10 protein-coding genes are annotated in these 13,262 nt (G+C 70.7%); 5 read left to right on the top strand and 5 right to left on the bottom strand.

Annotated elements, in window-relative coordinates; genetic code table 11:
• Positions 1-508: 508 nt before the first annotated feature.
• The 3 genes from BXA03_RS17935 (at position 509) to mmsB (ending at position 3,795) form a co-directional block, all read left to right on the top strand.
• Positions 509-1,663 (top strand): acyl-CoA dehydrogenase family protein, encoded by a 1,155-nt coding sequence (locus tag BXA03_RS17935; protein WP_076510319.1) that lies wholly within the window; start codon positions 509-511, stop codon positions 1,661-1,663.
• A gap of 96 nt (positions 1,664-1,759) precedes the next feature.
• On the top strand, positions 1,760-2,875 hold the full coding sequence (locus BXA03_RS17930) for an enoyl-CoA hydratase/isomerase family protein (protein WP_076510318.1): 1,116 nt from the start codon (positions 1,760-1,762) through the stop codon (positions 2,873-2,875).
• Between the two features lie 32 nt (positions 2,876-2,907).
• Positions 2,908-3,795 carry a 3-hydroxyisobutyrate dehydrogenase gene (mmsB, locus tag BXA03_RS17925; RefSeq protein ID WP_076510317.1) on the top strand — a complete coding sequence of 296 codons (888 nt, stop codon included), beginning with the start codon at positions 2,908-2,910 and terminating at the stop codon, positions 3,793-3,795.
• Positions 3,796-3,802: 7 nt separating this feature from the next.
• Here mmsB and BXA03_RS17920 read toward each other — a convergent pair whose 3' ends face one another.
• The gene (locus BXA03_RS17920) at positions 3,803-4,837 is read right to left on the bottom strand and encodes an aldo/keto reductase (protein WP_076510315.1); all 1,035 of its coding nucleotides are present in this window, start codon (positions 4,835-4,837) and stop codon (positions 3,803-3,805) included.
• 191 nt (positions 4,838-5,028) lie between these two features.
• Here BXA03_RS17920 and BXA03_RS17915 point away from each other — a divergent pair, with 191 nt between their 5' ends.
• Entirely contained in the window at positions 5,029-5,940 is a 912-nt protein-coding gene (locus tag BXA03_RS17915) for a LysR family transcriptional regulator (protein ID WP_076510313.1), read from the top strand.
• Between the two features lie 26 nt (positions 5,941-5,966).
• Here the strand turns inward: BXA03_RS17915 and BXA03_RS17910 are convergent, their stop codons facing one another.
• Together BXA03_RS17910 and BXA03_RS17905 are read right to left on the bottom strand one after the other, a co-directional pair.
• Positions 5,967-8,330: a cytochrome P450/oxidoreductase gene (locus BXA03_RS17910; protein WP_076510311.1), complete on the bottom strand. Its 2,364-nt coding sequence runs from the start codon at positions 8,328-8,330 to the stop codon at positions 5,967-5,969.
• 65 nt (positions 8,331-8,395) lie between these two features.
• Positions 8,396-9,373 carry a Bug family tripartite tricarboxylate transporter substrate binding protein gene (locus BXA03_RS17905; protein WP_076510309.1) on the bottom strand — a complete coding sequence of 326 codons (978 nt, stop codon included), beginning with the start codon at positions 9,371-9,373 and terminating at the stop codon, positions 8,396-8,398.
• Between the two features lie 116 nt (positions 9,374-9,489).
• On the opposite strand from BXA03_RS17905, the gene BXA03_RS17900 reads away from it, so the two are divergent.
• The gene (locus BXA03_RS17900; RefSeq protein WP_076510306.1) at positions 9,490-10,362 is read left to right on the top strand and encodes an IclR family transcriptional regulator; all 873 of its coding nucleotides are present in this window, start codon (positions 9,490-9,492) and stop codon (positions 10,360-10,362) included.
• A gap of 53 nt (positions 10,363-10,415) precedes the next feature.
• Here BXA03_RS17900 and BXA03_RS17895 read toward each other — a convergent pair whose 3' ends face one another.
• Positions 10,416-11,432 (bottom strand): DnaJ C-terminal domain-containing protein, encoded by a 1,017-nt coding sequence (locus BXA03_RS17895; RefSeq protein ID WP_369822445.1) that lies wholly within the window; start codon positions 11,430-11,432, stop codon positions 10,416-10,418.
• 209 nt (positions 11,433-11,641) lie between these two features.
• Positions 11,642-13,231 carry a sensor domain-containing diguanylate cyclase gene (locus BXA03_RS17890; RefSeq protein ID WP_076510301.1) on the bottom strand — a complete coding sequence of 530 codons (1,590 nt, stop codon included), beginning with the start codon at positions 13,229-13,231 and terminating at the stop codon, positions 11,642-11,644.
• Positions 13,232-13,262: the final 31 nt, after the last annotated feature.

The raw sequence follows: 13,262 nt of genomic DNA, 5'->3' as shown, positions 1-13,262 counted from the left end.
GCACTCCCAAGATGTGCAGCGGCATCACGCCTGCGTCGATCGCGGCGGCGGGATGCCGGCTCAGCAACGCCTTCAGCCGAGCCGAAGGTGAAGGTGGGCAAGGCCGCTCGTGCCGGCAAGTTGGTGCGCAACGTCCCCGCGCGCGAGGACCGGCCCGCCGCGGGCGATTTGTGAGGCGGCGAGAAGCGCAGCGGACCCGGCCGCAGGCCTGCCGAAGGACAGGCCTGCTTCGTGATCTGACTCGCGGCATTTGTTTGAGCGGAGCTGCCGCAGGCAGCGCAGCGAGTTATGCCGCGGGCCGGGTTCGGGAGCATCGCAGCGGAGTCGGCACGCAGTGCCGACCGCCTCACTCTGAGCCCGCGGCGGGCCGGTTCTCGCGCGCCGCCCCCACCATACAAATTGCGCCGACCGAGAACGCACAGCCAATCAATTGCGCACCCGTGCAGACCAGGCCGAGGCAACGCGGCACAGACAAGCCGCCCAAGCGCCAACAGACAAAAGAAGCACCATGGACTTTGAACTGACCGAAGAACAACGCGCCTTCGCCGACACCGCCCGCGACTTCGCCGCCAGCGAGTTCGCGCCGCATGCCGCGCAGTGGGACCGCGAGGCCATCTTCCCGCGCGAGGCCATCGCCAAGGCCGGCGAGCTGGGCTTCTGCGGCCTCTACGCACCCGAGCGCATCGGCGGGCTCGGCCTGCCGCGGCTCGATGCAGCGCTGGTGTTCGAGGAGATGGCGGCCGTCGACCCCTCGACCACCGCCTTCATCACCATCCACAACATGGCGACGTGGATGCTCGGCACCTGGGGCACCGACGCCGTCTGCGCGCAGTGGGGCGAAGACCTGACCGCCGGTCGCAAGCTGGCCTCGTACTGCCTGACCGAACCGGGCGCCGGATCGGACGCCGGCTCGCTCAAGACCCGCGCCGAACGCGATGGCGACCACTACGTCATCCACGGTGGCAAGGCCTTCATCTCGGGCGCGGGTTCCACCGACGTGCTGGTGCTCATGGCCCGCACCGGCGGCACCGGGCCTTCTGGCATCTCGGCCTTCGCCGTGCCGGCCGACGCGCCGGGCATCCGCTACGGAAAGAAGGAACACAAGATGGGCTGGAACAGCCAGCCCACGCGCACCATCGACTTCGACGGCGTGCGCGTCCCCGCGGACCACCTGCTGGGCCAGGAGGGCGAGGGCTTCCGCATCGCCATGAAGGGACTGGACGGCGGCCGCATCAACATCGCCACCTGCTCGGTCGGCGCCGCGCAGGGCGCGCTGGATGCCGCGCGCCGCTACCTGCACGAGCGCCAGCAGTTCGGCAAGCCGCTCGCCAGCTTCCAGGCCCTGCAGTTCAAGCTGGCCGACATGGCGACCGAGCTGGTCGCCGCGCGGCAGATGGTGCGCCTGGCCGCCGGCAAGCTCGACGCCGGCCATGCCGATGCCAGTACCTATTGCGCGATGGCCAAGCGCTTCGCGACCGATGCGGGCTTCACCGTCTGCAACGAGGCGCTGCAGTTGCACGGTGGCTACGGTTACCTCGGCGACTTTCCGCTCGAGCGCCTGCTGCGCGATGCGCGCGTGCACCAGATCCTGGAAGGCACCAACGAGATCATGCGGCTCATCGTCGCGCGCAAGCTGCTCGATGGCGAGGCGGATCTGCGCTGACGCTGCGCGCCCACGCCTCGCCGAGCCGCCCACCCATCCCGCTGCAGTCCCGTCCTTGATATCGCCGCGCGCCCCGCGTCGCTAAGCTCCTCGCCCATGACCGAACCTGTCGTCCTCTTCGATTCCCTGCCCATCGCCAATGGCAAACGCTTCGGCGTCGCCACGCTCAATGCGCCGGCATCTCTCAACTCGCTGTCCGTCGACATGGTGCGGCTGCTCACGCCCCAACTGCGCGAGTGGGCAGCCGACGACCAGGTCGTCGGCGTGCTGCTGCAGGCCGCGGGCGAAAAAGCCTTCTGCGCCGGCGGCGACCTGCGCCAGCTCTACCAGACGCTGCTGGACTGCGGCGAGCGCCGCAACGAATACGCCGAGCGCTTCTTCGCCGAGGAATACGAGCTCGACCACCTGATCCACACCTTCCCCAAGCCCTTCCTGTGCTGGGGCCACGGCATCGTCATGGGTGGCGGCGTCGGCCTGATGGTGGGCGCCTCGCACCGCGTGGTGACCGAAGGCAGCCGCATCGCCATGCCCGAGATCAACATCGGCCTGTACCCCGACGTGGGTGGAAGCTGGTTCCTGCGCCGCGCGCCGGGGCGCACGGGCCTCTTTTTGGCGCTGACGGCCGCGCAGATCAACGCCGCCGATGCCATCTTTGCCGGCCTGGCCGACGTGCTGGTGCCGCAGGCCCGCAAGGCCCAGGTGCTGGAGGCCATCGGCGCCACCGCCTGGCAAGGCGAGGGCGAGGCGGACCGGGCGCTGCTCTCGCGCATCCTGGCCACCGCAGCCGAAGACGCACCGCGGCTGCCATCGAAGCTGCGCGATCACTACGACACCATCGAAGCGCTGATGGCCGGCGACGACCTGCTGGACATCGCCGCGCGGCTGCGCGCCGTGAAGGCCGACGACGCCTGGCTGCAGAACGCCGCCATCGCCTTCACCAAGGGCGCGCCCAGCTCCATCGCCCTGTCGTGGGAACTGTGGCGCCGCGTGCCGCGCATGTCTCTGGCGGAGGTGTTCCGGCTGGAATATTGGGCCTCGCTCGGCTTCTGCGCGCACAAGGACTTCGCCGAAGGCATCCGCGCCGTGCTGGTCGACAAGGACCGCAACCCCAAATGGCAGCCGGCGACGCTGGAAGAGATCGACCCCGAATTCGTGCAGGACCACCTGCGCGAGCGCGGCGACATGGCGCCGGAGCTGGTGCCGCTGCGCTGAGCGGCATCCACCAAGACACCCAAGGAGACAACATGAAGATCGCATTCATCGGCCTCGGCAACATGGGCGGCCCGATGGCCCTGAACCTGCACAAGGCCGGCCATGCCGTCAGCGCCTTCGACCTCTCGGCTGCCGCGTGCGATGCCCTGCGGACCCAGGGCGTGACCATCGCCGCGTCGGCCTCCGCTGCCGTGAGCGGGGCCGAGGTGGTGGTCAGCATGCTGCCGGCCAGCGCCCATGTGGAATCGCTCTACCTGGGCGAAGGCGGCCTGCTGGCGCAGATCGCGCCCGGCACGCTGGTCATCGATTCGAGCACCATCGCCGCCGCCACCTCGCGCAGGGTGGCCGAGGCCGGCGCTGCACGCGGCATCGCCGTCATCGACGCGCCGGTGTCCGGCGGCACGGGCGGCGCCATCGCCGGCACGCTGACCTTCATGGTGGGCGGCAGCGAGGCCGACCTGGCCCGGGCCCGGCCCGTGCTTGAGAAGATGGGCGCCAACATCTTCCACGCGGGCGGCCCCGGCGCCGGCCAGACGGCAAAGATCTGCAACAACATGCTCCTGGGCATCCTGATGATCGGCACCTCGGAGGCCATCGCCCTGGGCGTGGCCAACGGGCTGGATCCGAAGGTGCTCTCCGAGATCATGCGCCGCAGCTCCGGCGGCAATTGGGCGCTGGAAAAGTACAACCCGCTACCCGGCGTGATGGAGACGGCCCCGGCCTCCAAGGGCTATGCCGGCGGCTTCGGCACCGACCTGATGCTCAAGGACCTGAGCCTGGCGCAGGAGAACGCCATGGCCGTCAAGGCCAGCACCCCGCTGGGTGGCCTGGCGCGCAGCCTCTATGCGGCGCACAGCCTGGCGGGGCATGGGGCGCTGGACTTCTCCAGCGTGATACGGATGGTGCAGAAGGTAGGGTGAGGGGCCGTCAGGCCGCCGTCTCGATCCCCGCCCAGCCGGCATCCGGATAGCGCGCACCGGCGGTGGTACCAGGCGGAAAGAGCGTGTCCAGGGCCTCGGCCTGAGCCGCGCTCAGCACGACGGTGGCCGCACCGACGTTCTGCGCCAAATGGGTCTGCCGCCGCGCTCCCGGGATCGGCAGCACATTCGGCGCGCGGTGCAGCGTCCAGGCCAGCGCGAGCTGGGTGGCGGGCAGGCCCCATTGCGCCGCCAGCGCCTTCAGCGCCTCCACCTGCCGCCGATTGGCCTCGGCCGCCTCGCCGTTGAAGCGGGGTAGGGCCCGGCGGAAGTCGCCTTCCTCCAGCTCCGAGGCTGCCGGCAGGGCGCCCGTCAGCATGCCGCGGCCCAACGGGCTGTAGGCGACGAGGGCGACGCCCAGTTGTTCAGTGAGCGGCAGCAGCTCGGTCTCCAGCCCGCGTTCCCAGAGGGAGAACTCGCTCTGCAGAGCAGCTACCGGATGGACCGCATGGGCGCGGCGCAGGCTCTCCGGGCCGATCTCCGAGAAGCCGATGGCCCGCACCTTGCCCTCGGCGACGAGCTGCGCCATCGCGCCGGCCACGTCCTCGATGGGCACTGCGGGGTCGCGCCGGTGGCAGTAGTAGAGGTCGATGCAGTCCGTGCCCAGCCGCCGCAGCGAGGCTTCGCAGGCCGCTCGGACGTAGGCCGGCGTGTTGTCGATGCGCCGCTCGTAGCGGCCCGGCTCGCGCACGATGCCGAACTTGGTGGCCACGGTCAGCCGCTGGCGGTCGGCGGCGGCGCGGCCGGCGAGGAAGCGGCCCACCAGCTGCTCGTTGTGGCCGAAGCCGTAGGTGTCGGCGGTGTCGAAATGCTGGACGCCGAGTTCGAAGGCGGCCTGCAAGGTGGCCAGCGACTCGGCGTCGTCGCTGGCGCCGTAGAACTCGCTCATGCCCATGCAGCCGAGGCCGATGGGAAAAACGGCGCGGCCTGCGAGGGGGCGCGGCGCGGCACAAACGGGATCGGAAGCGGCGGGACGGATGCTCATGGAAGCCTCATGGAAGAAAGACGGCGGGAGCCCCTGGCCGGCGGGCCAGGCGCCGGCCCGGATGGAACTTGCGCCGGCGTGGCGAGCACACCAGCACGCGGGACAGGTCTGCATCGTCGTCCGCGGGCGGCAGCGCAGCAATCCCGTCCGGCCTGCACGGCCCATGCAGCGCCGCTTCACAATCCGCGCCCATGACGCCATCGCCACCCGACCTTCGCCAGCTGCGCGCCTTCGCGGCCGTGGCCGAACTGCAGAGCTACCGCCGCGCTGCCGCGCGCCTCGGCGTGACGCCCTCGGCGGTGAGCCAGTCGGTACGGGCGCTGGAAGAAGCCCTGGGCCAGCCGCTGGTGCAGCGCACCACGCGCAGCGTCGCGCCCAGTGCCGCCGGCCTGCAACTGCTGGCACGCCTGCGACCCCATCTCGACGGGCTGGAGGCCGCCTGGCAGTCCGCGTACGAGGCGGTGGGCGAGCCTGCCGGCCTGCTGCGCCTGAACATGCCCCGCAGCGCCGCACAGCTGATCATGGCGCCGGTGATGTCCGCCTTCCTCGCCGCCCATCCCCGCATCGCGCTGGAACTGCAGACGCAGGATGGCTTCCTCGACATCGTGGCCGTCGGCTGCGACGCCGGCATCCGCTTCGAGGAGTCGGTGCCGCGCGACATGGTGGCCTTGCCGATGGGCGGCCCGCAGCGCTTCGTGGTGGTTGGCACGCCGGTGCTGGCCGCTGCGGACGGCGCGCCTGAAGACCCCTGGGCGCTGCTGGGCCGGCCCTGCATCCGCCAGCGCTTTCCGCACGGCGAGCTCTACCACTGGCAATTCGCCCGCGGCACCGAGCGCGTGGCGCTGGACGTGCCGGGCCGGCTGACGGTAGACGACCAGCCGCTCGCGCTTCAGGCCGCGCTCGACGGCGCCGGCTGGGCCTATGTCTACGAGGCGATGGCCGCGCCGCATCTGCGCAGCGGCCGGCTGGTGGCCGTGCTGGACGACTGGTGCCCGCCGGGCACCGGCTTCCAGCTCTACTACCCGGGCCGGCGGCAGACCTCGCCGGCCCTGCGGGCCTTCATCGACTGGTGGCGCGCGGAAGGCAGCACCCTCATCGCTTGACCGTTCGGGCCGGATTCACCGACGACCTAGAGCTGCAGCACGATCTTCTGCCCGCAGGCCCGCGAGCAGCAGCTCATCATCTTGCGGTTCGCCTCGCGTTCGGCGCGGGTCAGCACGCGGTCGCGGTGGTCGATCTCGCCCTCGATCACGGCCACCTCGCAGGACCCGCACAGCCCTTCCTCGCAATCGCTCTGCACGTCGATGTTTGCGGCGCGCAGGGCCTGCAGCAGCGTCTGGTCGGCGCGCACCTGAAGCGTCATGCCCGAGTCCTTCAGCTCGACCTCGAAGCCGTGCTCCTGGCTCGGGTCCAGCGTGCCGAGCGTGGAGGCGAAATGCTCCACGCGCAGGCTGTCCTCGGGCCAGTGCGCGCTGTGCTCGGCGAGGGCATCGAGCAGGCGCGTGGGGCCACAGGCATAGATCTGCGTGCCTGCCTGCGGCACGCGCAGCAGTTCGCGCAGGTCCAGCCGACGGCCTTCGTCGCCAACGTGGAGCTGCAGCCGTTCGCCGTGCAGGGATTGCAGCGCATCCACCATCGCCATCGTGGCGCGGCGACGGGCGCAGTAGTGGAGCTCGTACGGAATGCCCAGCGCCTGCGCCCGTCGCGCCATGGCACTGATGGGCGTGATGCCGATACCGCCGGCGATCAGTACCAGGCGTTTCGCGCCTTCGTCGAGTCGGAAGTGGTTGCGCGGGCCGCGGATGCGCAGGCGCGCGCCTTCGTGCGCATGGGCGTGCATCCATGCCGAGCCGCCGCGGCTTTCGGGCTCCAGCAGCACTGCGATCTCGAAGGCGCGGGCATCGGTGGGATCGCCGCACAGCGAATACTGGCGCGACAGCCCCGTGTCGCCGCATTCCACGTCGATGTGCGCACCGGGCGACCAGCGGGGCAGGGCGCCACCATCGGCCGCCACGAGGCGAAGGCGGACGATGCCCTCGGCCGCCGGCTCGGCACGCTCGACGACCACGGGCCGCGTCAGTGCTTGGCCCGTGGGTTCGCCGATGCGCACCGGGGCGCGCTCGCCGTCACGCACGGCCGCGTCGCGGCGCTCCGGGTTGGCCGTCGGGTTCCATTCCACCCACAGGTGCTCCGGCCCGCGGAAGGAGGTGTTCGGCACATAGCTGAACTGCTGCTCGGCCAGGCGCATGTGCGGCAGGCGGCGGGTGAATTCCTCCAGGAAGACCTGCATCTCCATGCGCGCCAGGTTCTTGCCCATGCACTGGTGCGCGCCGTAGCCGAAGGTCAGGTGGTCGCTGGCGTTGTCGCGGCGGATGTCGAACAGGTCGGCATCGGCGAAGTGGCGCTCGTCATGGTTGGCGGACGAGGTGACGATCAGCAGCTTGCTGCCCGCCGGGATGGCGATGCCGCCGACGGTGACGTCCTTGGTCGCCAGCCGGCGCCAGGCGGCGACCGAACCGTTGTGGCGCAGGCACTCCTCGACCGCATTGGGGATGAGGCCCGGGTCTTCGCAGATCTCGCGCCAGGCGGTGGGGTGCTGCAGCAGCAGCTTCATCGCATTGGCCGTGGCGTTGGCCGTGGTCTCGTGGGCGGCCACGATGCCGGCCATCATCATCGAGTGCAGGTAGGAGTCGGTCACGACCTCCGGCAGTTGCTTCTGCATGCGGATGCCGTACTGCATCCAGCCCGGCGCGTCGGGGTTGGCGCGCATCTTGTCGAGCACCTGGCCGGCGTACTGCCAGAAGTTGCCCACGGCATGGGCCACGGCCACCTGTTCCTCGGGCTTCGGCCGGCCCCAGGTGTTGACCGTGTGGGCGATGGAGTACTGGCGCAGCGTGTCCATGTCCTCCTCGGGCACGCCCAGGAAGTGCAGGGCGACGGTGAGCGGCACCTCCCACAGCATCTGGTCCACCAGGTCGGCGCGGCCGTCGTCGATGAAGCGGTCGACGTACTCCCGGGCCAGCTGGCGCACCAGCGGCTCGTGGTGCTTCAGGTGCTCGGGCGTGAAGGGCTCCATCAGCGCGCGGCGGCGCGGCATGTGGGCGGGTTCGTCTTCGTTGACCAGCGTGCGGTTAAGCGCGAAGCCGTAGCTGGCGAGCACGGCGTTCGCCTCGGGCCCCGTGGGCGTGATCTTCTCCAGCGCGATGGAGGGGCTGAAAGTGAGGTTGTCGCGAAAGATCGCCTTGATGTCCTCGTAGCGCGTCACCACCCAGTAGTCCAGCAGCGGGCTGTAGAAGACGGGCTCCTGCTCGCGCGCCCAGCGCACGTACTCGGGCGGGTCCTGCTGGTAGCCGTCGCTGAAGGGATCGAACCCGGCCGCCGCATGGCTGACCGGGCAGCCGTTCGGCGCGCCCGATGCAGGTGCGGCGGCGTGGGCAAAGGGGCAAGCGCCGGCGGGGGCGGAAGCGGGGGCGTCGGCGACGGGGGCGGTCATGCGGCAACTCCAGAAAGCGAAACGCCCGCGCCACCCCGGGGGGCGGCGCGGGCGCCAACGAAGGATCAGTCCAGCGTGATGTTCAGGTCACGGATCAGCTTGTGCCAGCGCGCGTTCTCGCCCTTGAGCAGTTCGGCGAACTGCGCGGGCGTGTTGCCGACCGGCTCGACGCCGAAATCGATCAGCTTCTTGTGCACATCGGGCGCGTTGATGGCGGCCACGACCTGCTTGTTCAGGGCATTCACCGTCTCGGCCGGCGTCGCGGCCGGCACGACCAGGCCGACCAGCGCGGCGGCCTCGACGTTCTTGAAACCCAGTTCGGCGAAGGTCGGCACGTCGGGCAGCTGCGGCAGGCGCGTGGCGTTGGCCACGGCCAGCGCGCGCACCTTGCCGCCCTTGATGAAGCCGGCACCGGCCGCCAGGTCCACCATCATGGCCGGCACCTGGCCGCCCGCCACATCGGCCAGCGCCGGGGCGGCGCCGCGGTAGGGCGCGTGGGTCATCTTGAGGCCGGCCTCGGTCTTGAGCAGCTCCATCGCCAGGTGGTGCGGGCTGCCCGCGCCGGCCGAGGCGAAGTTGATGCCCTGCGGATTGGCCTTGACCTGGGCGATGAATTCCTTGGCGTCCTTGGCCGTGACGCTGGGGCTGACCACCAGGATCATCGGGAAGCGGCCCATCAGCGTGACGGGCGCCAGATCCTTGCCGGGGTTGTAGCTCAGGCTCTTGTAGAGCACGGGGTTGAAGACCAGTGTGCCGTTGTCGGCCGAGAGCATGGTGTAGCCGTCCGGCTGGGAGCGCACCACGTCGGCGGCGGCGATGGCGGTGTTGCCGCCCGGCTTGTTCTCGACCACCACCGGCTGACCGGTCTGCGTCGACAGCTGCTGGCCGATGGTGCGGGCCAGGAAGTCCGAACCGCCGCCCGCCGGATACGGCACCAGCCAGCGCATCTGCTTGGCGGGGTAGGCGGCCTGCTGTGCCTGTGCAGAGGCGACAGGCGCCAGCAACGGCAGGGCCATCAGGCAGGAAGCCAGAAGCTTCTTCATGGGAAAGTCTCCAGAACTTGACGCCCGACAAGGCGTCTTCGGGTTTTTGATAGGCGTAATTTTGGTACGCATTGCGTAATCTGGCGGACCGGGTTAACCCGATTACGCTCGCCCCCATGCCCCGCCGCACCTCATCCTCGTCCGACATTGCCGTGACCGACCCCGCAGTCGCTGCCGAGGCGCGGGTCGCAGCGCCCGCCCGAAGCCGGGAGCGTCGCCAGCGCGTGCAATCGGCGGAAACCGGGATGGTCGTGCTCAAGGGCCTGGCGCGCCTGGGCGGCCGGGCCAGCCTCACCGCCCTGGCCGCCCATGTGGGCGAAAGCCCCGCCAAGGTGCACCGTTACCTGGCCAGCCTGGTGGAGGAGGAACTGGTCACGCAGGACAGCGGCTCGCAGCACTACTTCCTGGGCTCGGCCTCGATCCAGATCGGCGTGGCGGCCATGCGTCAGGCCGATCCGTTGCGCCTGGCCGAGCCGGCGCTGGTGCACCTGCGCGAGTCGCTGGAGGTGACCTGCTTCCTCGCGGTGATGGGCAACAAGGGCCCGACCATCGTGCGCTTCGAGGAGCCCGGCCTGCCCATCACCGTCAACGTGCGCGTGGGCTCGGTGCTGCCGCTGCTGTGGTCGGCAACGGGCCGGGCCTTCCTGGGCTGGCTGGGCGACGAAGCCCGCGTGCGCGCGATGGCCGAGGACGAACTGAAGCGGGCCGATGCGCGGCAGCGGGCCTCGCTGACGCGCGATGAGCCCCTGGGCCAGTTGTGCGAGTCGGTGCGCAACGCCGGCTGCGCGTGGGTGCGCGACACCAACCTGCCCGGCATCAGCGCCATTGCGGCGCCGCTGCTCGATCATGCGGGCCGTGTGCGCGCGGTGATCACGGCGCTGGGCGCCACGGGCGGCTTCGATCCCGACCCGGAGGGAACGGTCGGTCGGGCGTTGCGCGAGGCTGCGGCGGCGGCCAGCCGCCACCTGGGCCACTTGCGCGAACCTTGACGCCCGTCTTGCCGAAGCACGGCGCAGGCTGGCTTCGCGCGCGGGGCTCCGTCTCAGGCCGCGGTGGCGGCCCGGTTCCGGGCGCCCATCTCACGCCGCGGGTCGAAGCCTGCCGTCGCCTGGGCCAACTGCTCGTAGGCCGCCCGCACGGCCGCGCTGTCGACCGGTGGCATCGCAATGGAAAGCACCAGGTACAGGTCGCCGCCCAGGCCGCGACCCTTGAGCCGCAGCTGCATGCCTGCCCGCGCCGACGGCGGCACCTTGACCTGGCCTGCGCCACCGCCCGGCAGTGGCACCTCGACCTCTGCGCCCAGGGCGGCCTCCGAGGGCGTCACCGGCAGATCCATGACCAGATCGCGGCCGTCCACCCGGTAGATCGGATGCGGCGCGATGTGCACCTCCAGGTACAGGTCGCCGGCCGGCTCGCCGCCGAGGCCCGGCATGCCCTGGCCCGCCAGGCGGATCCGCTGTCCCGGCCGCACGCCGCTTGGCACGCGCACCTGTAGCGTCCGCGTCACCGGACGAGGCCGGCCACTGGCGTCGACTTCCACGGCCTGCAACTGGATCTCGCGCTCCCCGCCGGAGAGGGCGAACTCCAGCGGCACCTCGAGGGCGGCATGCCGGTCCTCGCCTGCGGCCGAATGGGCGCGCCGGCGGGCGTTGCTGCCCGACGGCGAGGCGGAGCCGGCACCGAACAGGTCGGAAAAGAAGGCTCCCAGGTCCGGCGCATCGGCACCTGCACCCGGTCCGCCGCTTCGGAAGAAACTGAAACCTTCTTCCCAACCGGGTGGCGGCGCGAAGCCTTCACCACCGCCCATGGCGGCGCCGCGGCGGTTGCGCTCGGTCAGCGCGTCGTACTCGACGCGCTTGTCGGCGTTGCCCAGGACATCGTAGGCCTCGTTGATCTCACGCATGCGGCTCTGTGCGTCGGCTTCCTTGCTCACGTCCGGGTGGTACTTGCGGGCCAGCCGGCGGTAGGCCTTGCGGATGTCGTCGGCCGTGGCGTCGCGCGCCACGCCCAGCGTGTCGTAGTGGTTCTTGGGTGCGTCCATGGCGTTGCGTTGTTCCATGTGAGGGTTGCGCCGGGCCAGCCCCAAGCGGGCCCGGCGTCACCTTGCGCGTGCAAACGCTGGCCGCCACGATGGAATCACGATGGTTCCGAGCGGGACGGCCACCGCTCGCGCACGCCAGGTGATGTGAGATGCCTTGCAGTTGCGGCCCGGCCGCCGCGTTTGCAAGGGCACTGCGCAGCGCCGGACGGGCGCTCGCGCCCCGACGCTCAGTGGTCTCCGGCCTCGACGCGGTTGCGTCCCGCGGCCTTGGCTGCGTAGAGCCGCTGGTCCGCCGCCTTGAGCACGGCAGCCACCTCATCGGGGCCGCCCGGCGCCAGGCCCGGCCATTCGGCGACGCCGAGCGACAGGGTGATGCGCCGGCCCTCGGGCATGGGTGCATCCGCCGCCCGCAGGCGCAGCGCCTCGGCCCGCACCACCGCCTCGGCCATGTCAGTGCGCGGCAGAAGCAGCGCGAACTCCTCGCCGCCGATACGGCAGGCCGCGTCCCCGGGGCGCAGTCCTTCTTCGAGCAGCGCCGCCAGCCGGCGCAGGTGCTCGTCGCCGACGTCATGGCCGAAGGCGTCGTTGATGCGCTTGAAGTAGTCGATGTCCAGCATGACGACCGAGAAGGGCGTGCCGCGCTCGGCCAGCCGCGCGAGGCTCAGGTCGAACTGCCGCCGGTTGCCCAGTCCGGTCAGCGGGTCGGTGGCGGCATCCTTCTGCAGTCGCCGCAGGTTGCCGGTGAACACGCCCAGCCCGGCCAGCATGGCGCTCTTGATCTGGGTGGCCTCGAAATACCAGGCGGACACCGCGCGCAGCCGTTCGTCCGAATCGCCGGCCCGGAAATTGGTGGCCGCCGCGGCCATGGCATTGAGCGGCTTGGCGATCTTCAGCGCGAAGGCCCACACCAGGAGCAGCGCCACGGCACTGAGCGGCAGCGTCCACGCGAGCACCTGGCGCATGAGCGCGCCGATGGGCTCCAGCGTGGCCGACAGCGGTCGCTGGGCCACGATGCCCCAGTGCGTGGTCGGGACCACCGCAAAGCCGGCCACCATCTCGACGCCCTGGCTGTTGACGAGCACCTGGCTGCCCGACTGGCCCCGTGCGGTGCGATCCACGACCGCATTCCTGCCCATCACCTCGCCGATGCGGCGTCGGTCGGGGTGGTGGAGGATGCGCCGCTGCGCATCGACCACGTACAGGTACGAGCCGTCGCGGTAGTAGTGCGTGCCCAGCAACTGGTTGAGCACGCTCTTTTCGGTGAGGTAGATGGTGCCGGCGACCATGCCCAGCTTGCGGCCGTCGGCCGCCAGGATGGGCTGCGCCACGAAGATCAGCAGATTGCCGGTCGGCGGTTGGTAGGGCGCGCTGATGTAGGGCCGCCCCGCCTCGATGACACGGCGGGTGCCGGGGTCCTGCAGCACGGTGCCCTGGGCGCGCAGGGACTCGGGCGCGGCGGCGAGGATGCGCGCCCGCATGTCGACCACCACGACCGAGTTGAAGCTGTCGGTCTGCAGGTTCAGGCGCCGCACCTCTTCCTCGAGAAGGGCAGCGTCATCCATGCGCGGGGCGAGCCGCTCCGCCGAATAGGCCAGCTGCTGCTGGGCGCCATGGAAGAAGTCCTCCACGCTGCTGGCCAGCTTGTCCGCGTAGGCGCGGTTGTAGTCCAGGGATTGGGAGATCAGCTGCTCGCGCTGCACGCGATAGCTGGCGTAGACGGTGGCGACCAGCGAAACCACCGCGCTGGACGTGGTCAGCGCAATGATCAGATGTCGAAGTTTGAGGAAGGATGTCCAGGGTCGGCGGGCGAACGTCATGCGGGAGCAGGGCTGCGCGCCCAGCCAGCCA

This window comes from Pseudacidovorax sp. RU35E, assembly GCF_900156165.1.
In the GTDB taxonomy this organism is placed as follows: Bacteria; Pseudomonadota; Gammaproteobacteria; order Burkholderiales; family Burkholderiaceae_C; genus Xenophilus.
The sequence above is the reverse complement of the archived record's forward strand: the minus strand, read 5'-3'. Positions and strand labels throughout refer to the sequence as shown.

Excerpts from the sequence above, each read along its gene's own strand:
- BXA03_RS17935 (WP_076510319.1), top strand. The coding sequence starts at position 509 with ATGGACTTTGAACTGACCGAAGAACAACGCGCCTTCGCCGACACCGCC.
- BXA03_RS17930 (WP_076510318.1), top strand. The coding sequence starts at position 1,760 with ATGACCGAACCTGTCGTCCTCTTCGATTCCCTGCCCATCGCCAATGGC.
- mmsB (WP_076510317.1), top strand. The coding sequence starts at position 2,908 with ATGAAGATCGCATTCATCGGCCTCGGCAACATGGGCGGCCCGATGGCC.
- BXA03_RS17920 (WP_076510315.1), bottom strand. The coding sequence starts at position 4,837 with ATGAGCATCCGTCCCGCCGCTTCCGATCCCGTTTGTGCCGCGCCGCGC.
- BXA03_RS17915 (WP_076510313.1), top strand. The coding sequence starts at position 5,029 with ATGACGCCATCGCCACCCGACCTTCGCCAGCTGCGCGCCTTCGCGGCC.
- BXA03_RS17910 (WP_076510311.1), bottom strand. The coding sequence starts at position 8,330 with ATGACCGCCCCCGTCGCCGACGCCCCCGCTTCCGCCCCCGCCGGCGCT.
- BXA03_RS17905 (WP_076510309.1), bottom strand. The coding sequence starts at position 9,373 with ATGAAGAAGCTTCTGGCTTCCTGCCTGATGGCCCTGCCGTTGCTGGCG.
- BXA03_RS17900 (WP_076510306.1), top strand. The coding sequence starts at position 9,490 with ATGCCCCGCCGCACCTCATCCTCGTCCGACATTGCCGTGACCGACCCC.
- BXA03_RS17895 (WP_369822445.1), bottom strand. The coding sequence starts at position 11,432 with ATGGAACAACGCAACGCCATGGACGCACCCAAGAACCACTACGACACG.
- BXA03_RS17890 (WP_076510301.1), bottom strand. The coding sequence starts at position 13,231 with ATGACGTTCGCCCGCCGACCCTGGACATCCTTCCTCAAACTTCGACAT.